This is a genomic window from Paenibacillus zeisoli (genome assembly GCF_003994465.1).
Lineage (GTDB): Bacteria > Bacillota > Bacilli > Paenibacillales > Paenibacillaceae > Fontibacillus > Fontibacillus zeisoli.
In genome coordinates, this window is the sequence record NZ_RZNX01000001.1 from 1,058,274 (window position 1) to 1,083,145 (window position 24,872).

Below are 24,872 nucleotides of genomic sequence, written 5' to 3' on the forward strand. Positions count from 1 at the left end.
CTTAACGCGCTCCTTTCGCTGCAGCCATAATTAGCGCCTGACGCGGTTTAGTTGGGTTCTGTTCTTTGTGTGTACGGATCATTTCCAGGAAGCGATCGAACAAATAGCTGTTGTCATAAGGTCCTGGCGCGGCCTCCGGGTGGTACTGCACGGAGAATGCAGGGTATTTCGTATGTTTCAGACCTTCAATGGTCTTATCGTTATTGTTAATATGTGTTACTTCAAGCGGAGTACCGGCAATTGAAGATTCCGTTACCGTGTAACCATGGTTCTGGGAAGTAATATAGCAGCGTCCGGACTCAAGCTCTTTAACCGGATGGTTTCCGCCGCGGTGACCAAACTTCAGGCTTTCTGTATCGGCTCCGCAGGCAAGTGCGAACAGCTGGTGTCCCAGGCAGATGCCGAAGATCGGGTATTCACCCAGCAGCTCGGATACCATTTTGACAGCATAAGGAACGTCTTTAGGGTCCCCAGGGCCGTTGGACAGTTGAATTCCATCTGGATGCAGCTGGCGGATCTCTTCAGCCGTTGTATCGTGAGGAACTACGACAACGTCACAACCGCGCTTGGTAAGCTCACGGAGAATTCCGCTCTTGGCACCGAAGTCAACGAGTACAATGCGCTCCTTCTCACCTGGGCTGCTGTAGATATGATTAGTAGACGTACGGGCCACTTGGTTTCTTAGTTCATTGATGCTGGTTGCCTTAATCATTTCTTGCAGTTCTTCAATCGATTTGGAGGTAGTCGTAAGTACACCCTTCATGGTTCCGTGATGGCGGATGATCCGGGTTAGCATACGGGTATCGATATCGCTGATCCCAGGAATCCCATACTCCTTGAGCAGATCGCCAATGCTATTCTGCGCACGCCAGTTACTCGGTACCGGTTCGTAACGGCGTACCACGAATCCATGAATGGATGGAGCTACAGATTCAAAGTCATCCCGGGTAATCCCGTAGTTACCAATTAGCGGATAGGTCATGGTTACGATTTGTCCACAGTAGGATGGGTCAGACAGGACTTCCTGGTAACCCGTGATTCCTGTGTTAAAAACAACCTCACCTGTCTTCTCAACATCAGCTCCGAATGATTTACCTGTAAATAATGTACCGTCTTCGAGCAATAATCTTGCCTGCATTGCGATATCATCTCCTCTAGTTTTGACCCTCCCAAACCCTCCCTAGAAGGGAGGGCCCCAAGGGCTTTGCCCTCTGGACACCCGAAAGTTTGGCGAAGGATTTATTTGTGCTGTACTTGGTTACGTTTGTGCCAGGAGCGCTTGCCGTCCCATTCGGGACCCGCTTGACTGCGGTGCTCCATAGCTGCTGAAAAGCATTGGTGCGTAGTGCTGCTATATTTTACTCTCTGGACTGTTCTGCATAGAGCCGCTTGTCGTCCCTGCGGGACACGCTCTTGGTTTGTGCAGAGCCCTGAGAGTTGCTTTTGTGTTCTTGAGCTCTGGTCTGCTTGGAGCGCTCTCCCTGCGGGACACGCTCTTGGTTTGTGCAGAGCCCTGAGAGTTGCTTTGGTGTTCTTGAGCTCTGGTCTGCTTGGAGCGCTCTCCCTGCGGGATTCGCTCTTGGTTTGTGCAGAGCCCGGGGAGTTGCTTTTGTGTTCTTAATCTCTGGTCTGCTTGGAGCGGCTCTCCCTGCGGGATTCGCTTTTGGCCTATTCGGACCAGACTACTTTGCCGCTTACGATCGTTGCAACTGGCCAGCCCTGAAGCTTCCAATCCGTGAAAGGTGTGTTACGTCCCTTCGACGCGAAAGTCGATGGATCTACGGCTCTCTCGGCTTCCAGATCCACGATGGTCAGATCGGCAGGCGCACCCGGTTCAAGCTTACCAGCCTTGAGGCCGAAGACACGGGCCGGATCTGAGGTCATCCGCTGGATTAGCTTCGCCAGCGTCCATTTACCAGTGGCCACAAATTTCGTATAGAGCAGCGGGAAGGCTGTTTCAAATCCCACAATACCAAAAGGTGCAAGCTGCATGCCCTTGGCTTTCTCCTCTTCACTATGCGGGGCGTGGTCAGTCACAATGATATCTATTGTGCCATCCTCAACGGCCTGAATGCAGGCCTCCACATCGCGGCGTGAACGAAGCGGCGGGTTCATTTTCCAGTTCGCGTCAAGCCCAGGAATATCTTCTTCTGAAAGGATCAGGTGATGCGGACATACCTCTGAGGTCACCTTGATACCGATCTCCTTCGCCTGGCGAATCAACCGGATGGACTGCTCTGTGCTGACATGGCAGACATGGTAATGAACACCTGTAGCCTCAGCTAGCAGAATGTCCCGACCGACATGAATTGCTTCAGACTCGTTCGGAATCCCTTTAAGTCCATGCTTCTTGGCGAATTCGCCTTCTGCAACCGGAGCACCTTCAACCAGCGTGTTATCTTCGCAGTGAGCAATGACCGGCATGCCCAGTTCAGCAGCCCATTTCATGGCATCCTTCATCATTTGTGCACTTTGTACGCCTACGCCGTCATCCGTAAATCCGATGGCGCCCGATTCTTTGAGAGCGACGAAGTCAGTAAGCTCACGTCCCAGCTCACTCTTGGTAATTGCCGCATACGGGAGCACATTCACCAGGTCGGCTTCCTTAGCTCGGTCCAGCACCAGCTTCACCGTATCGGGATTGTCAGTGACCGGACGTGTATTCGGCATACATGCAATCGTAGTGAACCCGCCCTTTGCTGCCGAACGCGCTCCTGTCTCGATGGTCTCTTTATATTCAAAGCCAGGCTCACGCAAATGAACGTGCATATCGATAAATCCTGGAGCTACAAGCTTTCCCCCAGCGTCGATTACCTTTGTATCTGCGCCTTCAAGTGCATCATTAACGCCAGGGTTGGAAATACTTTCGATTACTCCATCCCCAACAACAATCGTTTTAAGTTCAAGCTCGCCTTCTGCACCAAGAATATTGGCATTTTTGATAATTAGCTTCATGATTACCTCCGCTCCCTTATTCCCCTGCTGATATCATATCCTGAATGGGCATTCGCCGTTACAATTTCATGGCGCGTTCCATAACCGCCATTCGTATTGGAACCCCATTTGACATTTGAGTAAAAATTCGCGATTTATCGCTTTCTACCAGGCTGTCATCGATCTCTACATTTCGATTAACTGGGGCTGGGTGCATAATGATCGCACCTGGCTCAAGTTGTGCAGCCCGCTCTTCGGTAAGACCGTAATGCAGACGATACTGTTCAGCTGACTTCAGCACGCCCACAGCATGTCTCTCCAGTTGAACCCGAAGCATCATGACTACATCAGCCTTTAAGGCCTCTTCTATAGATACATAGGGTGCATGTTCAGCAAGTTCTGGGGCCTGCATACTCGGCGGTGCACAGAATTTGACGTGTGCCCCAAACTTCTTAAGCGCCCACAGATTTGATCTCGCTACCCGGCTGTGCAGGATGTCTCCAATGATAGAGACCCGAAGTCCCTTCAGTTCCCCGAACTGCTGCTTCATCGTATACAGATCCAGCAGCGCCTGCGTTGGATGCTCATTATTGCCATCCCCTGCATTCACCAGGGGAACCGATACTTTCTCCGCCAGCTCGGCGAGCAGCCCGATTGGCTTAAGGCGAATGACTCCGGCATCGATACCCATGGATTCCAAGGTGCGAACCGTATCATAGATGGACTCACCTTTCTCCACACTGGAGGCTGCCGCTGCGAAATTCAGAACTTGTGCACCCAGACGCTTCTGCGCCATTTCAAAAGAGAAACGAGTGCGCGTACTGTTCTCAAAAAACATATTTGCTACAAAACGATTTTTCAGAACCGGGCTCATCTTCTCTTTCTGGCTCTCCCAATAAGCTGCTCGATCTAGTATGGAAGAAATCTCTTCCCGGCTGATCTCCTTAAGACCAAGCAGACTTCGCTCCTTCACTGCTGACATTGAAATGGTCATGATCTGTTGCCCTCCCGCTGCTGTATGATTCTCACCTGATCCACGCCGTCAAACTCCTGAAGGAGCACTTCAATTTCCTCTGCCTTGGAGGTGGGCACATTCTTGCCGATATAATCAGCTCTTATAGGAAGTTCCCGGTGACCCCGGTCAGCCAGTACTGCCAGCTGAATCGATTCCGGTCTGCCGCAATCCATCAATGCGTCCATGGCCGCCCGTATCGTTCTGCCTGTATAAAGAACATCATCACAAAGGATCACTTTTTTGCCCTGGATCGTCTGATCACCAAGCGGTTGACCCAAAGGCTCTTTCGCGCTTGCAGCAGACCGGTCATCCCGGTAGGAGGTTACATCGATCTCACCCCAAGGCACCTTGGTTCCTTCAATCTCTTCAAGTCTTTCGGCAATTCGCTTGGCCAGAAATACCCCGCGGGTTCGAATCCCAACCAGGACACAGCCCTCAATGCCTTTGTTCTTCTCTAAAATTTCATGTGCAATTCTAGTCAGCGCCCGTCTTATTGCCGTTTCGTCCATAATGACATGCTGATCTCCAATGCTCACAGTGTACGCCTCCCAATGATAAGTTCATCAGGTTCCGTGAAGAGCTGCAAAAAAAACTCCTTGCCCAGGTTCCAGGCAAGGAGTTCTCGAGTCACAGATTAGACTATGACTGTCATAGGCTAGACGAAATGGGCACCTGCGCAGCGCGCGGTGTGGAACCACTCCGAATGAACCTCATTCACGTTACCTTGCCAGCCTCACGGGACTGATTTAAAGGTGCTATTGATTTACATGAATTATGACAGAACACCGGGAACCTGTCAAGACGGGCAGACTAAGATATTGTCGATTACTGTCATATTCCTGAATCGCATAAATGCAGACATTAGAACAGCGGATGATCTAACTTAAATAATTATACAACATTAATGTATAAATATCCATAGCTAATATACATCCTTAATTGCTAATCCCTCCCCAAATACAGCGACATCGCTACAAGAAAAAAAAAGCTGCCCGCTTAACGCAAGGCAGCTTCTGAGTATATATTCAATTAAAATTCAAACTTGACGTCACCAAGACGACGTTTGATCTCGGAAATGACACGCTTCTCATCTTCTTCACCTTTAGCGATAAAGGTAACAGAGAAACGAACGAAGGAACCTGCATCATCCCAAGGCACAGTAGAGATCAGCTTCTCACGAATCAGGTACTGCGAGAAGGCTTCACCGCTGTCAAAGCTCGGACCCCCCACTACACCTTTAGGCGCAGCCACATAGAGGAAGAATGAACCTTTTGGTTTCTTAGCTTTGAAGCCAAGCTCATTGAGTGCTTCTACAAGCATGTCATGACGACGGGAATATTTGTCCGCAATCTTCTCGGTGATTTGAGGATTAGCAAGTCCATATGCCGCAGCCTTCTGAATGGCAATGAATTGACCTGAATCATTATTGTCCTTCACATCACTGAATGCTTTGACTACAAGCGGGTTGCCCGCAACGAATCCAATTCTCCATCCGGTCATGTTGTAAGACTTGGACAGGGAGTGAAGTTCAACCCCTACATCCTTGGCACCCGGAACAGACAAGAAGCTAAGCGGCTTGAGGCCATCATAGGTTAACGCTGCGTAAGGAGCATCATGCACAACTACAATGTTATGCTTCTTAGCCCAAGCAACTACTTCGGCGAAGAATTCCTTGGTAGCGCTGGCACCCGTAGGATTGTTCGGGTAGTTCAGGTAGAGAAGCTTCGCACGTGCGCAGATCTCTTCGGGAATCGAAGATAGATCAGGAAGGAAGTTATTCTCTGCGGTAAGCTGTACGTTGTACACTTCTCCGCCCAAATATTTCGTATGCGTTCCGAGAACTGGGTATCCTGGAACAGTCATGATCGTAACGTCACCAGGATTAATGAAGCAGGAAGGAAGCATAGCCAAGGCTGGCTTAGAGCCAATGGAGTGAACGATTTCCGTAACCGGATCGATCCCTTCCACGCTGAATACTTCTTTCAGATACTTCGCTGCAGCCTCTTTGAATTCTACGATTCCGTTATCGGCATAGCCACGGTTCTCAGGTTTGGCAGCTTCTTCAGCAAGCTTAGCCACAATGCCTGCATCCGCCATTTCATCAGGTTCTCCGACACCCATATCAATAAGTTCAACATCCGGGAAATCCTTCTTGGCTGCAGCTTTTGCACGTTTGATTTTCTCGAATTTATAGATTGCGGTATCTTTCCCGTAATTAGCGCCGCCGATGCGGTCAGCAAAATTGTTCTGAATATAAGTTTGTTGGTATTGTTCAATACTCATGCCAGTCCATCTCCTTAAATAAATCTAATGTCTAATATGCTGGAATCGACGCCTTTTCACAATGGATTATCCGTCAGATCGTTTGTACTATTTGACCATCTGCCGCGGCTCTTCCACTAGAACTAACTGCTGACGGTCGTTGAAATAAGCCTTGTAAGCAAACTGCACAAATACCATAACGGATAAAGAAACACTACCCAGGATGCCCAGCATAATCGCGATCTGATACTCCACCGCTACAATTGGGGATGCTCCCCCAAGAATTTGTCCAGTCATCATCCCGGGGAGAAATACAATTCCCATACCTACCATAGAGTTAATCGTCGGCAGCAGGGCAGCATCAAATGCCTGATTGATAATCTCTCTGCAAGCTTCTTTTGGAGCGGCTCCAAGCATGAGCGACCCTTCTATCCAGCTTCTACGAGAGCTCATCCCCTGAGCCAGTGTATTAACGCCCAGCGCAATCCCTGTCATTGAATTCCCGATCAGCATACCCGCAACCGGGATCACATAACTAGGCTCATACCATGGGGTCTTATGAATGACAACCAGTAAGAAGAACAGCAGGCTTGCTAAAATGCCAGAAGTCATCGAAATGGCAATCAATTTCTTCAACTGGCGGTTCAGTGGATGCTTGGATCTTTTGAATAATGTATAGATCGCAAAGGCAAGCATCAGCAGAACAATCAGTCCGGTCATCCAAGCGTTCGCTTGTGTAAACAGGTATTGCAGAACATAACCTACAATTATAAGCTGAAGGGTCATTCTAACCGTAGACAGCAGAACTTCCCGTTCCCTGGGAATCTTTTTAATACGAACCATGATGATAAGAATAATTACGAACACATAAGCGGCAGCAAGCCTGTACCATTCCAGTTGGAGAACCCCATTCAAGATGAGACCACCTCCCGAGAGACGATTTTACCTTGATGAACATAGATGATATTTTCTCCAATAAGATCGGCTGCTGAACGAGAGTGAGTAACAATAATGAGAGAAATTCCCTCGGCCCGAGCTCTTCCGGTTATAGAAGTCAATACCTCCAAGGAGGTTGCTTCATCTAATGCCGCAGTCGGCTCATCCAGAAGCAGAACCCCAGGTGACATAAGAAGAGCTCTCGCCAAACACAGGCGCTGCTTCTCCCCGCCGGACAGCCGGTCTGCGGCTTCCTCCAGCTCTTTAGACAGGCAGACAGCCCGGAGTGACTCTCGCATTTCATCGTCTGTCGCTGGCGCTCTCGCAGACATCTTCAGACCCATACCAAGATTATCCCGGATTGATCCCGAGAAGATCACCGGACTTTGCGGGACCATCACACACTCTCTACGAAGCAGGACGGGATCCATATGGGCGATACTCCGTCCCCTATACAGAATGGTCCCATCATCAGGAGTAATCATCTCATTCAATAGCTGAAGCAGAGTTGTCTTCCCGCTGCCGCTTTCTCCCAATATACAGGTAACTTTGTGCGCTTCAATATTAAGCTCATGTACATGAAGCACTTCCCGATATCTAACTTTTCGGAGCTCAAACAAGGCCATTTTCACGTCTCCTCCATTCAAAAAAGACACCCTGGATCAAAACACTGCTTCTTACCTGTGCAAGTGGTCTGCTTCTAGAAATGTCTTATTGATGAGTTAGCGATTCCGAAGTGAGATCAGGAGATCCTCCATATCCTCTGGAATCGGAGCCGAGAACTCGAGGTATTCACCTGTAGAAGGATGGATAAATCCAAGTACAGCAGCGTGAAGAGCCTGTCCATTCATCTTGATCCCTTTGCTTCTGCCGTATAACGGATCTCCCACCAGCGGATGCTCAATGAACTTCATATGTACCCGGATTTGATGGGTCCGGCCGGTCTCCAGCTTGAGCTCAAGTAAGGTGTAATCCCCAAATCTCTCCGCTACATGGAAATGAGTGACTGCCGTCTTGCTGTTCCTCTCGGTTACCGTGAACATTTTGCGGTCATAGGTATCCCGGCCGATCGGAGCATCTATTGTTCCCTGATCATGGGTCACATTTCCGTGCACAAGTGCGTAGTATTTACGTGTCACCGAATGATCCTTCAGCTGGGCCGCCAGTGAAGCATGCGCCTTATCGTTCTTGGCCGCCATTAGCAGACCAGACGTATCCTTGTCGATTCGGTGCACAATTCCCGGTCGCAGCTCACCATTGATGCCTGAAAGATCCTTGCAGTGATACATTAAAGCGTTGACCAAGGTTCCCGAGGAATGACCCGGTGCGGGATGGACAACCATACCTCTCTGCTTGTTAACTACAATCATGTCTGAATCTTCGTAATACACATCAAGGGGAATATTCTCAGGCACAATTTCCACGGAACTCGGTTCCGGGATCGTCACACTAACCAGGTCACCTTCGGCAAGCTTGTAATTCGACTTGACCGGGTTCCCGTTAACCGTGACATGCCCCTCTTCAATCCACAATTGGATCTGACTGCGGGAATAATCTTCTGTTAGACATTCTTTCACATATTTATCTATACGCTCTTTAACCGTGTCGGCTGTGACCGTCCATTCAAGAGTTTCATTCATGAAGTCTGTTCGCTCCCTGCCTCTGCCTGTTTTTTCTTCTCTCTGCCCATATCCAGGAACGAGTCCAGAACAATTAGCCCAACACCTACAACGATACATGAATCTGCGATATTAAAAATCGGGAACGTATAGCTTCCGAAATTAAGCATCAGGAAGTCCACAACCTCGCCGGTTAACGCACGATCCAGGAAATTTCCAATTGCACCGCCAAGCACCAGCGCCAACGCAGTCGGAAGCAGCTTATTATTACCGTTCTTGATTCTTTGCAGATACCATACGATGGCCAAGACTACAATCACTGTAATGACTATAAAGAACCAACGCTGGTTCTCTAGTATTCCGAATGCCGCTCCAGTGTTTCGATGTGACAAAAGTCCGAAAAAATCTCCGATGACAGGGATTTGCTCGTGCAGCTGCATTTTTGTAGCCACAATATATTTGGTTCCTTGGTCAATCAGAAATACAATGAATGCGATTAAGTAATAGATCACTGAAATTGTCACCTCGTCTTTTGATATCAACCACCGTGCAATCCGGCAGAATTAACCACAATTTAGCCTTGTATATTGTAGCACAGCAGGAAAGATAACGTCCATGTGCGATAGTATTTACCTCCTCTAAAACCAACCCCCTTTGCACAACCTAGAGGTAAGAACTTTTACAATCTGTACACTTGGAAAGGAGCTCCCTTATGTCTCATCTAAGCAAACAGCAGCTTACCACACTCCAACAAACACTGCAGGAACAGCGTGAGGATATTGCGGGCCGCCTGGCCTACAATGAGCATTATGGCATGGCCGCCACTACGCGCGAGAATATCAGTGAATTATCCACCAATGACAATCATCCGGCAGACCTCGGTACTGAAATGTTTGAACGAGGCAAGGATTTAGCCTTGGCCGAGCATGACGAGCTTCATTTGGACCGGATTGATGATGCTTTGCAGCGTATGAAGGAAGGCAGCTATGGGGTGTGCATCACCTGCGGCCAGCCCATTAGTTATGATCGGCTCAGCGCCATCCCTGAGACCACTTACTGCAAGGAACACACACCGCAAAGAGAAGTCTCCAGCAAGCGTCCGATTGAAGAAGAATTCCTGTATCCTCCATTCGGGCGTACCAGTATGGACGAACACGATGATCAGAATGGCTTCGATGGCGAGGATGCTTGGCAGATTCTCGAAAGCTATGGCACCTCCAATTCACCGGCTATGGCGGAAGACAACGAAATCGACGATTACAACGATATGGAGATTGAGGCCGGCAGTGAGCTAGACGGATTCGTTGAGCCCTATGAGAGCTTTGTCGCCACGGACATCACGGGTACCGAAGTGTTCTTTTACCGGAATGGGCAGTACCGCAAGCATATGAGCAGCACCAAACATCTGGAATCCGAAGATTCACTGGGCACCGGCTCTAACGAGTATTAAGCTCCAGCTGACGCTGAACAATACGGACAATATCGGCAATGTAATCCCCGACAATCGGCAAATTGAGTGCCCCTAGAACTTGAAGGAAATAAATAATGGTTGCCGCAAAAAAAGTAAAGCCTATCGCAATTCCCACTCCGCGGGAGGCTCCGAATATTAAGTTCAACCAGATCAACTTCCAGGGTCTGACCATAAGCTGGGTATACTCCAAAATTCGTGACTTCTCAAGTTCGTGTGACCAATGGAGAGTCACTTTATATACAGTTCCCATCTTCTCCTCAAGCGTCCCATCCAGCGTGGGTTCTTCAGTTGCTTTAGTTGAATTCGCCGTCTTGCGGTGTATCATTTGAGCTGTCCATCCTTCCCTGGGTGGCCTTTAAGCTTCTTCATTCAAAATACAAACGAGCCCGCCAGATTTCCCCTAGAGGAAATTCTGGCTAAAGCTCGTTAGTTATTTTTGCTATTTAGTATGGCCCTAAATTAGGGAACCATGCTGTGTAATTATTCGGCAATATGAATCTTGATCTGCTTGGTACCCAGATCAACTTTCTCGGATCCTTCCTTATCACCAAAAGATACGTCCGTGACAAGTACATTCTCACGAAGCACATGATCGAAAGCCGTAATTGCTGCCTTAAGCTCATCATCCACCTCAAGCGTAAGATGAACTCTTTTCTCAATCGGCAGGTCCAGCTTCTTCCGTGTATCCTGAACCGCACGAACCACTTCACGAACTAGCCCCTCTTGTTCAAGGGCAGGCGTGATTTCCGTATTCAACGCGACTGTAATTCCGTAACCAGACGCTGAAGCAAACCCAGGCTTCGCCTGCTTTTCAACCAGCAGTTCTTCTGCAGTAATCTCAAGCTCCTCACCTTCTGGGGAGGTGATATGAAGCACACCGCTGTTAACGATCCGGCGGGTTTCGTCAGCTGCGAGACCTTTCAGGTAGCCCTGAAGGAAGCCGATATTTTTGCCATATTTCTTCCCAGCCACCTTAAGGTTCATCTTCAGCGTGAAATCAACAAACCCACTGTCGCTTTGTTCTACTTCGATGCGTTTGATATTAATCTCATCCTTGATGATCTCTTCATAATCTGCAACAGTAAAGCTGCGGTCAATGGAGATAATCAGCTCGGATAGCGGCTGACGGGTCTTAATCCCTGTCTCATTCCGAACATTGCGGGCAAGCTCCACAATTTGACGGGCCGTCTCCATGTCCTGCTCAAGATCCTTATCGATCAGAGTCTCATCTGCTTTCGGATAGTCTGCAAAATGAACACTGTCCAGCTCTCCATCTAAATTGCTGTAGATATCTTCTGCCAGAAGCGGAGTGTACGGCGCAGTCAGCTTGGCGAGAGTAATCAGAACGCTCGTAAGTGTCTGATAAGCAGACAGCTTATCTTCACTTAGTCCGCTGCCCCAGAAGCGGTCGCGGGAACGGCGGATATACCAGTTACTCAGCTCGTCAACGAACTGTTCGATCGCTTTGGCCGGATTAAGGAAGTCGTTCACCGATAGGCCCTTATCCACAGTCAGAATCAGACTGTTCAGGCGGGACAGCACCCAGCGGTCCAGCTTGCTCTCAGATGGACGGTAAGCATGCTCTTCTGGCTTGTAACCGTCAATATTCGCATACAAAGTAAGAAATGCATGGGTATTAACCAGCGTGTCTACAACTTTGGATTTGGCTTCAGCTACGATACCTTTGGAGAAACGTTTGCTGTTCCATGGAGCACTGTCAGAGAGAAGCGCCCAGCGGAAAGCATCCGTGCCGTACTCTTCAATGATATCCCAAGGATCGATTACGTTTCCTTTGGATTTGGACATTTTCTGACCGTTCTCATCAAGAATATGACCAGTTGCAATGACAGCTTTATAAGGCGCCTTGCCTGTGAAAAGAGTAGAGACGGCAAGCAGACTATAGAACCAGCCGCGCGTCTGGTCAATCCCTTCACAGATCATATCAGCTGGATACTGCTCATTGAATTCCTTCTCATTCTCAAATGGATAATGCTGCTGGGCAAAAGGCATAGACCCACTGTCGAACCATACATCGATAACTTCCGAAGTACGGGTCATGACACCCTCTTCATGGAAAGGAGATTTAAGCTTAATCTCATCCACATAAGGCTTGTGAAGCTCAATATCTTCGGGCACTTCGCCGATCGCATGCTCTCTCAGCTCAGCAATACTTGCAGGCGCGAACTCCTTGCCAGTTTTGTCGCAGACCCATACATTGAGTGGTGTCCCCCAGTAACGGTTCCGGCTGATATTCCAGTCTACCAAGTCCTCCAGGAACTTACCAAAACGCCCTTCACGAACGTGTCCTGGATACCAGTCCACACTATTATTGTTGGCAATCAGCTGGTCCTTCACAGCTGTAGTTTTGATGAACCAGCTGTCCATAGCATAGTATAGAAGCGGTGATTTGCAGCGCCAGCAGAATGGATAGCTGTGCTCATACTTCTCTTTGCTGTACAGCAGTCCGCGCTCGGACAATGTTTTGACGATATCAAGATCACAATCCTTCACGAAGCGTCCAGCAAAATCAGTTACCGCATCCGTATATTTGCCTTGAAGGTTAACAACACTTATGAATTCGATATCATTCTCACGGCAGGTTCTGTAGTCGTCCTCACCATGAGCTGGGGCCATATGAACGATCCCTGTACCGCTGGAGTCCGTAACAAATTCAGCACCTACTACCACAAGACCATTCTTAGGGTGAATGTAGTCAAATGGAGCTTTATAGCTCTTGCCGACCAGTTCCGCACCTTTAAGGGTGGACAGAACTTCATAATCGCCCTTAAGTACCTCCTTGGCCAGACTTTCAGCCAGGATAAATACTTCGGCACCCTGCTTAACGCGCGCATAAGTGATGGCCGGATTCACGGCAAGCGCTGTATTCGCTGGCAGTGTCCATGGTGTCGTTGTCCATGCAAGAATATATTCCTCGCTATCAGCAAGTTTGAACTTCGCTGTTGCACTCAGATCCTTCACATCTTCATACCCTTGTGCCACTTCATGTGAACTTAGAGTAGTCTGGCAGCAAGGGCAGTAAGGACTTACGCGATGACCACGATACAGAAGCCCCTTCTTGTGAATGGTGGACAAAATGTTCCACACACTCTCAATATAGCTGTTCTTAAGCGTAATATAAGGATCATCAAGATCAGTCCAGTAGCCGATCGCTTCGGTCAGCTCTCTCCACTGCTTCTCATATTCAAAGACACTATCCTTACATTTCTTAATGAATTCTTCGACCCCGTAATTCTCGATTTCCTGCTTGCCGGAAATGCCTAGCTGCTTCTCCACACCGAGCTCTACCGGCAGACCATGGGTATCCCAGCCTGCTTTGCGGACAACGCGGTAACCATTCATGGTCTGGTAACGACCAATAAAGTCCTTGATTACACGGCCAAGCACATGACCAATATGCGGTCGTCCATTCGCCGTCGGAGGTCCCTCGTAGAACACATAGTTCGGTCTTCCAGCACGATTCTCGATACTTTTGCGGAACGTATCCTCACTATTCCATTTGGCCAAAATCCGTTTATCCCGTGCACGGGCTTTTTCTTTCACATCCACCTTTTGCATTCTATACAGCCTTCCTTTCTCCAACATAAAGTCATGGTCTAAAAACAACAAAAAAAGCCCGTCCCTAAAGGGACGAGGCTTATGCTCGCGTTACCACCCTTGTTCCAATCTTACCTTCTGCCAAGGCAGATGAAAGATTGACAACTTAGTCCCATACACTTCATATGGGGCCGATATAACGGCCGGCAGCCGGTGAAGCTTAACGTCTCCAGATCACACTCCTTAGAATGCATCTCTGAAAATTTAGGCTTAACTTCTCCGGGAGGATATTCCGTCTGTCTCTTGAACGTCGGCTTTCAGCAGGATGCCAACTCTCTGGGGGATCAAGGGTTCAGCGTACTGGTTCCCATCATCAAAAAATCGCTATGCGGTTAAAATGATATGTTCTTATTTATACCTGTTTTAGGTCATAATGTCAACCAGGAGAAGGCCTAGTAAATCTCGCGCACTTCACGCTCGCCGCGCTTGTTATCCTCTTCAAGAGATTCCCAGCCATCTTGACTTAAAAGTTCAAGCTGAGCTTCCACCAGTACCCGGAAGCGGGCACGGTACACGGATGCCTGTTTCTTAAGCTCTTCAACTTCAAGGGCAACCTTGCGGGATTTGCTCAAGGATTCATTGATGATGCGATCCGCATTCTTCTCTGCTTCTTTTATAATAAGCTGAGCTTCCTTCTTCGCATTGTTCCTAACCTCGTCAGCCGCTTCTTGGGCAACGATGATCGTCTTGCTCAGCGATTCTTCGATCGTAGCAAAATGGTCAAGCTTCTCCTGCACCGTCAGCAGCTGGTTCTGAAGATCCTTGTTCTCCCGAATGACACTCTCGTAATCCTTAATGATCTGATCGAGAAATTCATTCACTTCGTCTTCGTCGTAACCGCGAAGACGCCTAGAGAACTCCTTATTATGTATATCCAGCGGCGTTAATGGCATGCTGCGCACCTCCTAAAAATTTGAACAACAAGGCAGAAGATCAGGTTGTCGCTCTATTCACTGTATTCCAATTCGACAGGTTAAGCAGATTTCCTGCTGTCTTCTACACAAATTTCCCGATTTTCACACGGAATCTCCCTTTTTTCGTCACGCCGTCCAGTTCAAGTACTTTGAACCGTCCAAATCCCTGCAGAGAGACGATATCTCCTTCTTTTAGATTCTTAGAAGGATCTTCTTCCGTTCGCCAATTGATCCGGCAGCGTCCGGCTTTAATGGGAATCAAGACCTTGCTTCGGCTAAGCCGGTATACGTCACTTACAATTCCGTCTAATCTCAAGGAAGCCACGGTCAGTACCATGGAATCCAGATTAGGACTTGTTACACGAAGTTCATTCAGTTCCTTGATCTCCGTATAGACATTGACCCTATGGACTTGACGCAGATTAGCACGAAGATAGTCCGCAGTCTCTTCAGCTACGATTACATTGCAGCCATCCTCAAGAACATGGATATCTCCAATCTTATCCCGCTTCAGTCCCAAAGACAGCAGGGCTCCCATATAGTCTCCATGTTCCAGGTTGTCCAGCTTCTGGTCAAGCGAAGAGATGTTGAGAACTTTAAGCTTCATCGGTTCATAGGACAAATCCCTGTAGCTTGGGGCGATCAAAGCCCGGACCCGTTCAGCTCCTTCATATCCGCCATCCTGCCTAACGCTCACATCAGGATTTCTTCTAGCCAGAGACTCCAGGATAAAGCATTGACGAGGGTCAAGGAAATCGGTTAGCTTCACTTCGTGATATTCGCCGGCTCCAACAATCCACTCCCATGCCCGGTCAACAAACATCCGTTCTTCCGGGCGGAAATGTTCATAGATGTCAATCTTCATTATCTGCTTCCTGTCAAGTAGTGAACCACACTTACAAGCCCAATAACGGCAAGCCGAAGCACGAATAGGGCTACGATAGGAGAAATATCAATCATACCCATAACCGGCGGTATGAACCGGCGGAAAGGAGCAAGAAATGGCTCTACGAGCTTACCTAGCAGATCACCGATAAAGCTCTCCCTGACATTCGGTATCCATGACATTAGAATGTAGATAATAATCATATACATATAAATTTGATACAAAGCATAAATAATCGTCTCAATGCTGCTCAAACTCCGGTCACCTCATTCTGTTATATTCTTGTTCGTCGGCTAGAATTTCAGTAATAGAGCCCTGAATTTCAACCGTATCCGGGGTGCACAGAAAGATGTTTCCGCCAATTTTGGATATACTACCGCTCAGAGCATATACCGTACCACTCAGAAAATCGATAATACGCAGAGCCTGATCGTTACGAACACGCTGCAAGTTGACTACCACCGCGCGGTGCGAACGCAGATGATCTGCAATCTCTTGCGCTTCATCATAGGAACGAGGCTCATTCAAGATCAGCTTCACATTCTTCTGGGAATGAATACTTACCACATTGGCTCCCCTTTGGTTTCTACGTGCGTCGAAGCTCGGAGTTTCAAGCTCAGGTTCGTCCATCTCCTGGAATTTCTCTCGCTCCACAACTTCCTCTTCTTCCTGAAGGCCAAAGAAATTCATAAATTTATTCATGACTCCCATTAATTCTCCTCCTCTTTCCCCACTAATAGAGTTCCGAGGCGAAGCCATGTCGCCCCTTCTTCAACCGCCACCTCAAAATCATTCGACATTCCCATCGACAAATGCATCATGGGCTCGTCCGTTAACGACTTATCATTCAGCTGATCTCTAAGCTCCCTAAGGCCCCTAAAAATAGGTCTGGTATCTTCCGGATCACCTTCAAAAGGGGCCATGGTCATCAGCCCGATGACTTTAAGATGAGATAGCTGCCCGATCTCTTCAAGAAAACCCGGCACTTCGTCTGGAGCAAGGCCATGTTTGGTCTCCTCTCCAGATATATTAACCTGAACAAATGCCTTAATAAACGTGTTCTCCGCCGCAGCTTTCTTCTCAAGCTCTCTAGCCAGGGATAGACGGTCCAGGGAATGGATGTACTCGAACTTCCCGATCACATCCTTCACCTTGTTTGTCTGCAGATGCCCGATGAAATGCCATGTGCCTCTGCTTCCAAGCTGTTCCCATTTCGGACCTGCTACCTGAAGGCGATTCTCGCCGATATGTGTCAGTCCTTGATCAAGCACCGCCTCCGTCGCCTCTGCGGAGACGTATTTCGTCACTGCTACTATGTTAATCTCTTCAGGCTGCCTACCACTTCGTATACAGGCTTGTCTGATTCGTGTGTTCACCAGTTCAATCCGTTCCTTCAAACTCAAGTGAAGGATCACCTCTCCTTCATGCCGATCCAGCTGGCCATTCGACCGGTTACTCCCTTCTCCTTGCGATAGGAGAAGAACAAATCGGTATTGCAGCTAGTACACCAAGATGTACATTCGATATGACTCGGCAAAATTCCTGCTTTTATCATAATGATTCGATTCAGTTCTTTCAAGTTCAGCATGCTTTTGCCAGGATTAACTGACGCAGAAGTTACCTTTGCTACCAGCTCCGGCTGTGCCTCTGCAGGTACGATGTCTCTTACCTTGGACATCACATGGTCATCTACTTCGTAACAGCAGCTCCCTATAGACGGACCAATCGCTGCACGGAGTTCATCCCGGCGGCTGCCATACTCTGTCTCCATCTTCTGGACCATTTGCAGCGCAATCTGCTGAACGGTCCCTTTCCATCCTGCATGAGCGAGGCCCACAGCATGGTGTGCGGGGTCAAAGAAATACAGCGGCACACAATCCGCATAAAAAGACGTAAGCAGAACACCCTGTACATCGGTGATCAATCCGTCCGTATCCTCAAAACTGCTTGTTCTGTCCAGCCTCCCGCGTCCGCGATGTTCAGTCCCTACTACACCTACGCGGGTATCATGGACCTGTTCTCCACAGGTCCATGAGTCGAAGGAGAATCCAACAGCTTGCGCTAACCTTGCTCTATTCTCGACAACAACATCAGGATCGTCTTCTACATGCAATGCTAAATTAAGACTTTCATAAGGAGAAGCGCCTGCTCCGCCGCCTCTGCCCGTAAAACCGACACTCAGCTCTGGAAAAGCATCCTCCCAGGAACGGATGATCAGACGTTCTGGCTCTCCGTCCTTTATATTTACCCTAACAAACGGTTCCATATCCCATATCCTCCTAATAACTCCTGAATACAGTGTACCATATGCTCCGAACTTTACTAACCTGTTTCCATCAGATTTGTTCTTATGGGCCGCCACAGCAGCTTTAAATACTCCGGCGCCCCTCTTGCCTGTCACGTTCAATATATATCGTATTATCATTGTCCTGAGTTCGGATCCGGCTCTCATCCAGCTTTACAAGCACTACATCCGAACCTATCTTTACAATATTTCTCCAGGGAATGACCATATCGTTCCCGCCTCCGAACAGTCCCATGAATTTACTGTAGCCTGGAACTACGATAGCCTCAATCAGTCCCTGCCGCAGATCAAGCTCCAGATCACTAATTTGGCCAAGCCTTTTCCCGTCCACCACGTTGATTACATCCTTTGTCTGGAAATCGGAGATTTTCACGAGCAACCTCTCCCCCTTTGTACACTTCATATATCCAGTTACCGTCAGGGATTACTTACGCCCTTGTCTGTTAAATATATGAGTCACGTATCCAAAAAATAAGATCAGGCACAAAAAAAGACGGTCCCTTTCGGGCCGTCAGGATTTCACATGCTTTTGCATCTGTAAAATAGCGGATTTCTCCAGTCTGGATACCTGTGCCTGAGAGATACCAATCTCATCCGCAACTTCCATCTGGGTCTTGCCTTCAAAAAACCGCATGGACAGGATCATCTTCTCTCTGCGGTTAAGCTTATGCATCGCTTCGCGCAGCGCGATCTCCTCGATCCAGGATACATCCTTGTTCTTGTCGTCGCTGATCTGATCCATTACATAGATGGGGTCCCCGCCGTCATGATAGATGGGCTCAAATAAGGATACCGGGTCCTGGATCGCATCAAGTGCGAACACAACGTCTTCTTTAGGTATATTCAGAGCCTCCGAAATTTCCAGTACAGTCGGTTCACGAGAGTTTCGGTTCGTCAGGCTGTCCCGCATTTGTAGCGCCTTATAGGCGATGTCCCGCAGGGATCTGGAGACCCGAATCGGATTATTATCCCTAAGATACCGCCGAATCTCACCAATGATCATCGGAACCGCATAGGTGGAGAACTTTACATTTTGCGATAAATCGAAATTATCAATAGCCTTCATTAGTCCGATACAACCGACCTGGAACAAGTCGTCTACATACTCTCCCCGATTGTTGAACCGCTGGATTACGCTGAGCACGAGTCTCAGATTCCCATTTACTAACTTTTCTCTTGCTGCTCGCACGTGGTCTTGTTGTAAAGAGTGGAATAGTTCACGCATTTCCGCATTCGTTAGAACAGGCAGCTTTGCAGTATCTACACCGCAAATCTCGACTTTGTTTCGTGTCATCGTGTCTTACCTCCCAAGGATACAGATCGAACCTGTAAGGCCCTGCGGCCTTACCTAATCTGCGGTGAAACTAATGTTCATTATCTCCGAGGGATGTCTTTTTATTCCTTTATTTTGGGTTACACCATTTTATTGAACTCTTTTCGAAGGCGCTTTATGATCCTTTTTTCAAGGCGGGAAATGTAAGATTGTGAGATCCCAAGCAGGTCTGCCACATCCTTCTGCGTCTTCTCTTCCCCATCGGTCAGGCCAAAGCGCAGCTCCATAATCATGCGTTCCCGGTCACTCAGCTTATCCAGCGCCTTATGCAGCAGCTTACGGTCGACCTGCTCTTCAATATTGCGGTATATGGTATCATTCTCGGTGCCCAGTACATCGGACAAGAGCAGTTCATTTCCATCCCAATCGATATTTAGCGGCTCGTCAAAAGATACCTCGGACCGGATCTTGCTGTTCCGGCGCAAATACATCAGAATTTCATTCTCGATACAGCGCGAGGCGTAGGTGGCAAGCTTAATCTTTTTCTCCGGATCAAAAGTATTGACGGCCTTGATTAACCCAATAGCTCCGATCGAGACCAGATCTTCAATATTGATCCCGGTATTCTCGAATTTACGAGCAATGTATACAACCAGACGCAGGTTGCGCTCAATTAGCATTGCCCGAATGGCTGCATCCCCGCTGGAGAGCTTCTGCAGCAGGAATTCCTCTTCTTCTCGTGTTAAAGGTGGGGGAAGCGCCTCACTCCCGCCAATATAATAAATCTCCTCACTTTTCATTCCAAGTAGGAATAGGAATCTATAATACTGCAGTTGAAGTGTCAATTTCCATTTTACAAGCATGGCTCAAACCTCCTATATCGCGTTAGCAGCTGCACTAGCCTTATCACTAGCGACCGTCTCCTCCAGCAGTGCCGGATGAATAATAGCCTTATAGGCTCCTTCCGATGACAGCCCTCCTCCATCCAATCCCACAAGCACTCTGCTGGTTGTCGTTCTTTTATCCACGACCGTAACGGTTACCCAATCCGGTTTCAATGCAATCATGAACTGCGACCCCTTATTGATACCCCGGTAGGGAACCAGGCGCAGCCTATCTCGCCATGGGAAGCCATTGTCATCGCTTAGCTGCATAATGAGGTTGTCCGCTCCATCTTCGCCGATCTTGCCTGCCCAGCTCTCTGGAAGAAAGTCCTCCCAGAGTGAGGCTTCCATAACCATGACTGGCATTCTGGTTAACGGATCTGTAAGCTGGTTCCCTGTATCAATAAGTCCTGTGCAGCTGACGTCCACTTCACCAATACGAACCGTTACTTCTCCTAGATAGGCATTTAAGCGAAGCTGCCTCTGCCGGGAGGATTGAACGGACTTGAACCACAGCAGAACAAGCACAAAGACCACAAGGATGAACAAGGCCCCTATTTTGATTTCAAAGCCCGCTCCTCCTGAAGTCGTATACCAAATGCCGCTCCATACTTCTCCGGAGCTTTGCAGAAGATAATGAATGCCAAGAATCCCTCCGGCTGCCACGAAGTTGACAATATAGAAGGCACCCATATTGCGGAGATAGTTTTGCAGACTTCCAAACCCAAAGGCTACCCAAAGCATGATTACCGAGATTAAGAACTTTGTAAGGAACGTATACAAAAAGGACAGCTGGGGCAGGAACATCATAAGCACATATAAAGCGCCAATTACCGCTGCAGCAGCAGCACGCCATTTCTTCACTTTCAGCTTCCGCATCCACGCTGTCACCCAAATGAGACTTCCGTCAATGATCAGGTTCATCAGAAAAATAAGATCAATATAAACAACCATGGCTTCACCTGCCTATTTCCACGGGAGCTGCTTCTTTAATTTGCTAGCGTTCCTGGAAATGCTAAAAAACACACTTAAGAGATTACCATTTGTGAAATGTTGTTTCCCCCGTTCGGTCTTATTGTCCACTCTCTTAAAGCAGATCGATGTTCTCAGTATAAGTAGATCAAAGTATGAAGTCTGTCTAATATTGAATGCAGAGTTCAACTTTTTTTGTCGACCTTCCAGAGATTATCTGGTAACCCAGCCCGGTTCTTCTAACCGAAATAAAGGGGTGAAAATCAAAAAAGCCCGTTCATCGCACAATGCGATAAACAGGCTTCATGTATGGGGGAAATCTATCCTAGTCTAATCGTTGTTACGGCGATTACGCAGGAATGTTGGAATATCAAGTTGATCTCCGCTTGGTTGATTCCCAAATGGTCTCAAATTATTCGTACGATTATCCTGTGGCTCCGCGGTGCCTACCGAAGGCTTGCGCAGCGGTTGCTGTGCAGGAGCTGGCTTATGCTCAAAACCTGTAGCAATTACAGTAACTTTGATCTCTTCTTTCATATCTTCGTCAATAATCGCACCGAAGATCATGTTTACCTCAGGATCAGATGCTGAAATGACAATTTCTGCAGCTTCATTGACTTCATAAAGTGAGAGGTTCGAACCGCCCGTGATATTCATAATCACGCCTCTTGCACCTTCAATCGTTGTCTCAAGCAGCGGGCTCATGATAGCTTTACGTGCTGCTTCGGCCGCACGATTCTCACCAGTTGCAAGTCCAATTCCCATCAGGGCTGAACCGCGTTCGGTCATGATCGTCTTCACATCAGCAAAGTCAAGGTTGATCAGACCCGGCACTGCAATCAGATCGGAAATACCTTGAACTGCTTGGCGAAGTACATTGTCAGCTTCACGGAAAGCTTCCAGCATCGGAGTCTTCTTGTCCACCATTTCAAGCAGGCGGTCATTCGGAATCACGATCAGGGTATCAACCTTCTCTTTGAGTCCTTCAATTCCAAGCTCGGCATGCGAGGAACGCTTGCGCCCTTCAAAAGTGAACGGGCGGGTTACCACACCCACAGTCAATGCTCCGCATTCTCTTGCAATCTCGGCAATCACAGGAGCAGCACCTGTACCCGTTCCTCCGCCCATACCTGCGGTAACGAAGACCATATCTGCGCCTTTAAGCGTATTCGCAATTAGATCACGAGATTCTTCAGCAGCTTTCTTACCCACTTCTGGATTAGCGCCCGCTCCAAGACCGCGGGTCAGCTTATCACCAATCTGAAGTCTATGTTCGGACTTAGCCAGATGCAGTGCTTGTGCGTCAGTGTTCACCGTAATGAACTCCACACCCTGCACTCCGTTCTCGATCATGCGGTTCACGGCATTGCTTCCGCCGCCGCCAACCCCGATGACCTTTATTTTAGCCATACTCTCCATTTCAAAATCAAATTCCAACATACTCTTCCATCTCCCCCTCATTGTGCGTGGATGGCCCGTCCATCAATGGTCCAGTTATATAAATTCTTTAAAGATATTCTTGATACTACCCCAAATTCCCGCTTTAGGAGCTGTCTCCTGAGCTGCAGGAGTAGACTTTGGATTCTTGACCGTCTTCTTATTCCCAGTACTGCGGATACGAATGTTACGAATCACATTATACAGGATACCAACTCCGCTTGTGAAACCGGGGTCCCTGACTCCAATGTAGTCCGGTACAGCAATTCGCACAGAAGCGGCTAGTTCGTTCTGAGCCACCTGAAGCAGCCCAGGCATGGACACCGTTCCCCCCGTTAGTATATAACCCCCGGGAAGCTCAGTGTAACCGAGCCGTTTCACTTCCTGACGGATCAGGTGGAATATTTCCTGTACCCGGGGCTCTGAAATTGCTGCCAGATCCTCCTGGGTAAATTCCTTATCCACATTACTTCCGATACGGGTTACTTTGAAAGTAACATCAGGAGCAGCGTCCTCAATAAGTGCGCAACCGTATTTAAGCTTCACTTTCTCGGCTTGATCTGTTAAGGTTCGAAGCCCGTAAGCTATATCGTTCGTAATGAATTCTCCACCAATAGGTAAAGTGGATGTAGCAGAGATGGTTCCATTCTCAAACACAGCGATCGTTGTAGCTCCGGCTCCAATATCCACAAGCACGGAACCCATAGTCTTCTCATCTTTGGATAAAGCCAGTTGACCCGCACCCAGCGACAAAAGAACAAGATCCGTGACTTTCAGACCTGCTTTCTCTACGCAGCGAAGAAGATTATGTATTGCCGTCTTGGCACCGGTTATAATGGTAGCTTCGACTTCAAGTCTTACACCGATCATTCCACGTGGATCTTGAATCCCTTCCAATCCGTCAACCACATACTGCTTGGCTACTACATCGATAATCTCCCGCTCAGGAGGAAGTGCAATCACTTCTGCCGCCTTCATGACGCGCTCAATGTCCTCTTCCCCTATTTCACGGTCCTCGTTCGACACAGCCACTACACCGTGACTGGATTGGAGTCCGATATGATTTCCCGAAATACCGACATACACTTCCGATATTTGAATACCCACCATGCGTTCTGCATGATCGACCGCACTCTTGATAGACTGCACAGTCTGGTCAATATCTACAATTGCGCCTTTACGGATTCCTTCCGAGTCGGCAGATCCAACCCCAATAATATTAAAGGTTCCATTCGAAATTTCCCCAATAATAGCACGAACTTTGGATGTACCGATGTCCAAACTAACAATGATGTCATTGTTGCTCAAGCCCCTGGCACCTCCTGTTATCATAAAAATTATTTACGAGAGCTAAGTACAACTCTCTACTTATTCAACGTATTTTATTCTTTCCCTCTTTTTTCTACAAATTTTTTAATTACCAAGATTTACTTAGAACCGCGTCCCAGCAGCGTTTTGCTTCTAAATCATGAAACGAAGCTGCCACAAAAATTATAAGAAAAAAGAGGGAGGATGCTAACAAGCTCATAAATTATATTTTATCATTGTTCGTCACTGATTAGTAGTCTCTTTTTGAGGCTCCTGATTGTCTTCGACAGGCCCAAAGGATGAATAGGAATTCGCCTCGAGCATGGTAAGTGTCCCAGGCTGCTGAGTATCGATGACCGAATTCAGATCCTCGATCTTCTCCGACAGCAGTGAAATCGCGGTGATTACCTCAAAATGCGAGCTTGTGTACATCTTGATCCGATCCGGATAAGATACGGTCGGTGAAGGAATAATCTCCGATATATCTGCAGTCAGATTATCTGAAATTTGTCCAAGTACTTTGCAGAGGTTGGCCAAATTCGGATCACTCTTCTTCCAATTCGACAGCAGCGGCTTCCCGGCAGCAATTCCGCCATTCTTGGCAGGAACCACAGTTCCGTTGGCCAAATAGGCTTCAAGACTTCCGTCTTTGTTAAGAGTATAGGCGACCGCAGGATACTCTTTGATATGGATGCTGATAAGACCTGGAAACTGCTTGTCTACAGTTACCTTCTCGATCGAAGAAATGGCTGCAAGCCGTTCACGTATCGTATTTTCACTCGTACCGAAAAATGGCGCTCCGACACCAATACCAATCTGTTTCTGAAGATCCGCATTGGTAGTATATTTATTTCCAGTGAAACGGATTTCTGAAATTTTGCTTATCTGTGACCGAAAGAACAGCACACCCATCAGGACAACAAACAGAAGGATTAAAATGGCGATAACTTTACGGCTTGTCTTCATTTTTGGCTTGTCCTTCTTAAGGACCGGTACATTTGCTTTTGGCATGTTCACTTCTCCATAAAGCCTGATAGCCCC

At 47.9% G+C, this 24,872-nt stretch carries 25 protein-coding genes; 1 reads left to right on the top strand and 24 read right to left on the bottom strand.

The features are described 5' to 3' along the window. Nucleotide 1: 1 nt before the first annotated feature. The 9 genes from EJP77_RS05080 to lspA form a co-directional block, all read right to left on the bottom strand. Nucleotides 2-1,138: a carbamoyl phosphate synthase small subunit gene (locus EJP77_RS05080; RefSeq protein ID WP_127198048.1), complete on the bottom strand. Its 1,137-nt coding sequence runs from the start codon at nt 1,136-1,138 to the stop codon at nt 2-4. 530 nt (nt 1,139-1,668) lie between these two features. Then, a complete protein-coding gene (locus EJP77_RS05085; RefSeq protein WP_127198049.1) occupies nt 1,669-2,955 on the bottom strand; it encodes a dihydroorotase in 1,287 nt (428 codons plus the stop codon). 58 nt (nt 2,956-3,013) lie between these two features. Continuing rightward, the gene (locus EJP77_RS05090) at nt 3,014-3,928 is read right to left on the bottom strand and encodes an aspartate carbamoyltransferase catalytic subunit (RefSeq protein ID WP_127198050.1); all 915 of its coding nucleotides are present in this window, start codon (nt 3,926-3,928) and stop codon (nt 3,014-3,016) included. Further along, nucleotides 3,925-4,485 carry a bifunctional pyr operon transcriptional regulator/uracil phosphoribosyltransferase PyrR gene (pyrR, locus tag EJP77_RS05095; protein ID WP_281278457.1) on the bottom strand — a complete coding sequence of 187 codons (561 nt, stop codon included), beginning with the start codon at nt 4,483-4,485 and terminating at the stop codon, nt 3,925-3,927. The genes EJP77_RS05090 and pyrR overlap by 4 nt, the downstream gene beginning before the upstream one ends. Before the next feature lie 493 nt (nt 4,486-4,978). Beyond that, nucleotides 4,979-6,232: an LL-diaminopimelate aminotransferase gene (locus EJP77_RS05100; RefSeq protein WP_127198051.1), complete on the bottom strand. Its 1,254-nt coding sequence runs from the start codon at nt 6,230-6,232 to the stop codon at nt 4,979-4,981. Nucleotides 6,233-6,319: 87 nt separating this feature from the next. Beyond that, entirely contained in the window at nt 6,320-7,126 is an 807-nt protein-coding gene (locus tag EJP77_RS05105; RefSeq protein WP_127198052.1) for an ABC transporter permease, read from the bottom strand. Continuing rightward, nucleotides 7,123-7,773, bottom strand: a complete 651-nt coding sequence (locus EJP77_RS05110) for an ABC transporter ATP-binding protein (RefSeq protein ID WP_246021680.1) — start codon at nt 7,771-7,773, stop codon at nt 7,123-7,125. The genes EJP77_RS05105 and EJP77_RS05110 overlap by 4 nt, the downstream gene beginning before the upstream one ends. Nucleotides 7,774-7,869: 96 nt before the next feature. Next, complete coding sequence (locus tag EJP77_RS05115; RefSeq protein WP_127198053.1) at nt 7,870-8,787, bottom strand: RluA family pseudouridine synthase; 918 nt, start codon at nt 8,785-8,787, stop codon at nt 7,870-7,872. Continuing rightward, nucleotides 8,784-9,278 carry a signal peptidase II gene (gene lspA, locus EJP77_RS05120; protein WP_127198054.1) on the bottom strand — a complete coding sequence of 165 codons (495 nt, stop codon included), beginning with the start codon at nt 9,276-9,278 and terminating at the stop codon, nt 8,784-8,786. Before lspA ends, EJP77_RS05115 begins: the two co-directional genes overlap by 4 nt. A gap of 200 nt (nt 9,279-9,478) precedes the next feature. Between lspA and EJP77_RS05125 the strand changes: the two genes are divergently transcribed. Beyond that, nucleotides 9,479-10,216 (top strand): TraR/DksA C4-type zinc finger protein, encoded by a 738-nt coding sequence (locus EJP77_RS05125; RefSeq protein ID WP_127198055.1) that lies wholly within the window; start codon nt 9,479-9,481, stop codon nt 10,214-10,216. On the opposite strand, the gene EJP77_RS05130 is transcribed toward EJP77_RS05125, so the two are convergent. From EJP77_RS05130 to EJP77_RS05200, 15 genes are all read right to left on the bottom strand, one after another. Beyond that, nucleotides 10,203-10,562 carry a DUF5665 domain-containing protein gene (locus tag EJP77_RS05130; RefSeq protein ID WP_221885996.1) on the bottom strand — a complete coding sequence of 120 codons (360 nt, stop codon included), beginning with the start codon at nt 10,560-10,562 and terminating at the stop codon, nt 10,203-10,205. The genes EJP77_RS05125 and EJP77_RS05130 overlap by 14 nt on opposite strands. Nucleotides 10,563-10,717: 155 nt before the next feature. Continuing rightward, entirely contained in the window at nt 10,718-13,813 is a 3,096-nt protein-coding gene (ileS, locus tag EJP77_RS05135) for an isoleucine--tRNA ligase (RefSeq protein WP_127198056.1), read from the bottom strand. A 431-nt stretch (nt 13,814-14,244) separates the two neighbouring features. Then, nucleotides 14,245-14,745 (bottom strand): DivIVA domain-containing protein, encoded by a 501-nt coding sequence (locus EJP77_RS05140; protein WP_127198057.1) that lies wholly within the window; start codon nt 14,743-14,745, stop codon nt 14,245-14,247. A gap of 103 nt (nt 14,746-14,848) precedes the next feature. Then, on the bottom strand, nt 14,849-15,631 hold the full coding sequence (locus tag EJP77_RS05145; RefSeq protein WP_185897154.1) for a YlmH family RNA-binding protein: 783 nt from the start codon (nt 15,629-15,631) through the stop codon (nt 14,849-14,851). Next, complete coding sequence (locus EJP77_RS05150; protein ID WP_281278458.1) at nt 15,631-15,906, bottom strand: YggT family protein; 276 nt, start codon at nt 15,904-15,906, stop codon at nt 15,631-15,633. Before EJP77_RS05150 ends, EJP77_RS05145 begins: the two co-directional genes overlap by 1 nt. Before the next feature lie 7 nt (nt 15,907-15,913). Next, nucleotides 15,914-16,363: a cell division protein SepF gene (locus tag EJP77_RS05155; protein ID WP_127198059.1), complete on the bottom strand. Its 450-nt coding sequence runs from the start codon at nt 16,361-16,363 to the stop codon at nt 15,914-15,916. Continuing rightward, nucleotides 16,363-17,055, bottom strand: a complete 693-nt coding sequence (locus tag EJP77_RS05160; RefSeq protein ID WP_127198060.1) for a YggS family pyridoxal phosphate-dependent enzyme — start codon at nt 17,053-17,055, stop codon at nt 16,363-16,365. Before EJP77_RS05160 ends, EJP77_RS05155 begins: the two co-directional genes overlap by 1 nt. An 8-nt stretch (nt 17,056-17,063) precedes the next feature. Then, nucleotides 17,064-17,918 carry a peptidoglycan editing factor PgeF gene (pgeF, locus tag EJP77_RS05165; RefSeq protein WP_127198061.1) on the bottom strand — a complete coding sequence of 285 codons (855 nt, stop codon included), beginning with the start codon at nt 17,916-17,918 and terminating at the stop codon, nt 17,064-17,066. A 103-nt stretch (nt 17,919-18,021) separates the two neighbouring features. After that, nucleotides 18,022-18,360, bottom strand: coding sequence for a YlmC/YmxH family sporulation protein (locus EJP77_RS05170; RefSeq protein ID WP_127198062.1), 339 nt, complete (start codon nt 18,358-18,360; stop codon nt 18,022-18,024). A gap of 108 nt (nt 18,361-18,468) precedes the next feature. After that, nucleotides 18,469-19,251 (bottom strand): RNA polymerase sporulation sigma factor SigG, encoded by a 783-nt coding sequence (gene sigG, locus EJP77_RS05175; RefSeq protein WP_068616382.1) that lies wholly within the window; start codon nt 19,249-19,251, stop codon nt 18,469-18,471. A 119-nt stretch (nt 19,252-19,370) separates the two neighbouring features. Beyond that, the gene (gene sigE, locus EJP77_RS05180; protein ID WP_127198063.1) at nt 19,371-20,093 is read right to left on the bottom strand and encodes an RNA polymerase sporulation sigma factor SigE; all 723 of its coding nucleotides are present in this window, start codon (nt 20,091-20,093) and stop codon (nt 19,371-19,373) included. A gap of 12 nt (nt 20,094-20,105) precedes the next feature. Beyond that, on the bottom strand, nt 20,106-21,068 hold the full coding sequence (gene spoIIGA / locus EJP77_RS05185; RefSeq protein WP_127198064.1) for a sigma-E processing peptidase SpoIIGA: 963 nt from the start codon (nt 21,066-21,068) through the stop codon (nt 20,106-20,108). A gap of 348 nt (nt 21,069-21,416) precedes the next feature. Then, nucleotides 21,417-22,526 carry a cell division protein FtsZ gene (gene ftsZ, locus EJP77_RS05190; RefSeq protein WP_127198065.1) on the bottom strand — a complete coding sequence of 370 codons (1,110 nt, stop codon included), beginning with the start codon at nt 22,524-22,526 and terminating at the stop codon, nt 21,417-21,419. A gap of 54 nt (nt 22,527-22,580) precedes the next feature. Continuing rightward, nucleotides 22,581-23,831 (bottom strand): cell division protein FtsA, encoded by a 1,251-nt coding sequence (gene ftsA / locus EJP77_RS05195; RefSeq protein ID WP_127198066.1) that lies wholly within the window; start codon nt 23,829-23,831, stop codon nt 22,581-22,583. A 243-nt stretch (nt 23,832-24,074) separates the two neighbouring features. After that, nucleotides 24,075-24,842 carry a cell division protein FtsQ/DivIB gene (locus EJP77_RS05200; protein ID WP_127198067.1) on the bottom strand — a complete coding sequence of 256 codons (768 nt, stop codon included), beginning with the start codon at nt 24,840-24,842 and terminating at the stop codon, nt 24,075-24,077. Nucleotides 24,843-24,872: the final 30 nt, after the last annotated feature.

What these genes read in the sequence shown, in the direction of transcription:
- EJP77_RS05200 (WP_127198067.1), bottom strand. Translation starts at nt 24,842, where the DNA reads ATGCCAAAAGCAAATGTACCGGTCCTTAAGAAGGACAAGCCAAAAATG.
- EJP77_RS05100 (WP_127198051.1), bottom strand. Translation starts at nt 6,232, where the DNA reads ATGAGTATTGAACAATACCAACAAACTTATATTCAGAACAATTTTGCT.
- ftsZ (WP_127198065.1), bottom strand. Translation starts at nt 22,526, where the DNA reads ATGTTGGAATTTGATTTTGAAATGGAGAGTATGGCTAAAATAAAGGTC.
- EJP77_RS05140 (WP_127198057.1), bottom strand. Translation starts at nt 14,745, where the DNA reads ATGCCATTAACGCCGCTGGATATACATAATAAGGAGTTCTCTAGGCGT.
- EJP77_RS05080 (WP_127198048.1), bottom strand. Translation starts at nt 1,138, where the DNA reads ATGCAGGCAAGATTATTGCTCGAAGACGGTACATTATTTACAGGTAAA.
- EJP77_RS05115 (WP_127198053.1), bottom strand. Translation starts at nt 8,787, where the DNA reads ATGAATGAAACTCTTGAATGGACGGTCACAGCCGACACGGTTAAAGAG.
- EJP77_RS05155 (WP_127198059.1), bottom strand. Translation starts at nt 16,363, where the DNA reads ATGGGAGTCATGAATAAATTTATGAATTTCTTTGGCCTTCAGGAAGAA.
- sigE (WP_127198063.1), bottom strand. Translation starts at nt 20,093, where the DNA reads ATGCTTGTAAAATGGAAATTGACACTTCAACTGCAGTATTATAGATTC.
- ileS (WP_127198056.1), bottom strand. Translation starts at nt 13,813, where the DNA reads ATGCAAAAGGTGGATGTGAAAGAAAAAGCCCGTGCACGGGATAAACGG.
- pgeF (WP_127198061.1), bottom strand. Translation starts at nt 17,918, where the DNA reads ATGGAACCGTTTGTTAGGGTAAATATAAAGGACGGAGAGCCAGAACGT.
- sigG (WP_068616382.1), bottom strand. Translation starts at nt 19,251, where the DNA reads ATGACACGAAACAAAGTCGAGATTTGCGGTGTAGATACTGCAAAGCTG.
- EJP77_RS05125 (WP_127198055.1), top strand. Translation starts at nt 9,479, where the DNA reads ATGTCTCATCTAAGCAAACAGCAGCTTACCACACTCCAACAAACACTG.
- EJP77_RS05145 (WP_185897154.1), bottom strand. Translation starts at nt 15,631, where the DNA reads ATGAAGATTGACATCTATGAACATTTCCGCCCGGAAGAACGGATGTTT.
- EJP77_RS05130 (WP_221885996.1), bottom strand. Translation starts at nt 10,562, where the DNA reads ATGATACACCGCAAGACGGCGAATTCAACTAAAGCAACTGAAGAACCC.
- EJP77_RS05110 (WP_246021680.1), bottom strand. Translation starts at nt 7,773, where the DNA reads ATGGCCTTGTTTGAGCTCCGAAAAGTTAGATATCGGGAAGTGCTTCAT.
- EJP77_RS05090 (WP_127198050.1), bottom strand. Translation starts at nt 3,928, where the DNA reads ATGACCATTTCAATGTCAGCAGTGAAGGAGCGAAGTCTGCTTGGTCTT.
- EJP77_RS05085 (WP_127198049.1), bottom strand. Translation starts at nt 2,955, where the DNA reads ATGAAGCTAATTATCAAAAATGCCAATATTCTTGGTGCAGAAGGCGAG.
- EJP77_RS05170 (WP_127198062.1), bottom strand. Translation starts at nt 18,360, where the DNA reads ATGAAGTGTACAAAGGGGGAGAGGTTGCTCGTGAAAATCTCCGATTTC.
- spoIIGA (WP_127198064.1), bottom strand. Translation starts at nt 21,068, where the DNA reads ATGGTTGTTTATATTGATCTTATTTTTCTGATGAACCTGATCATTGAC.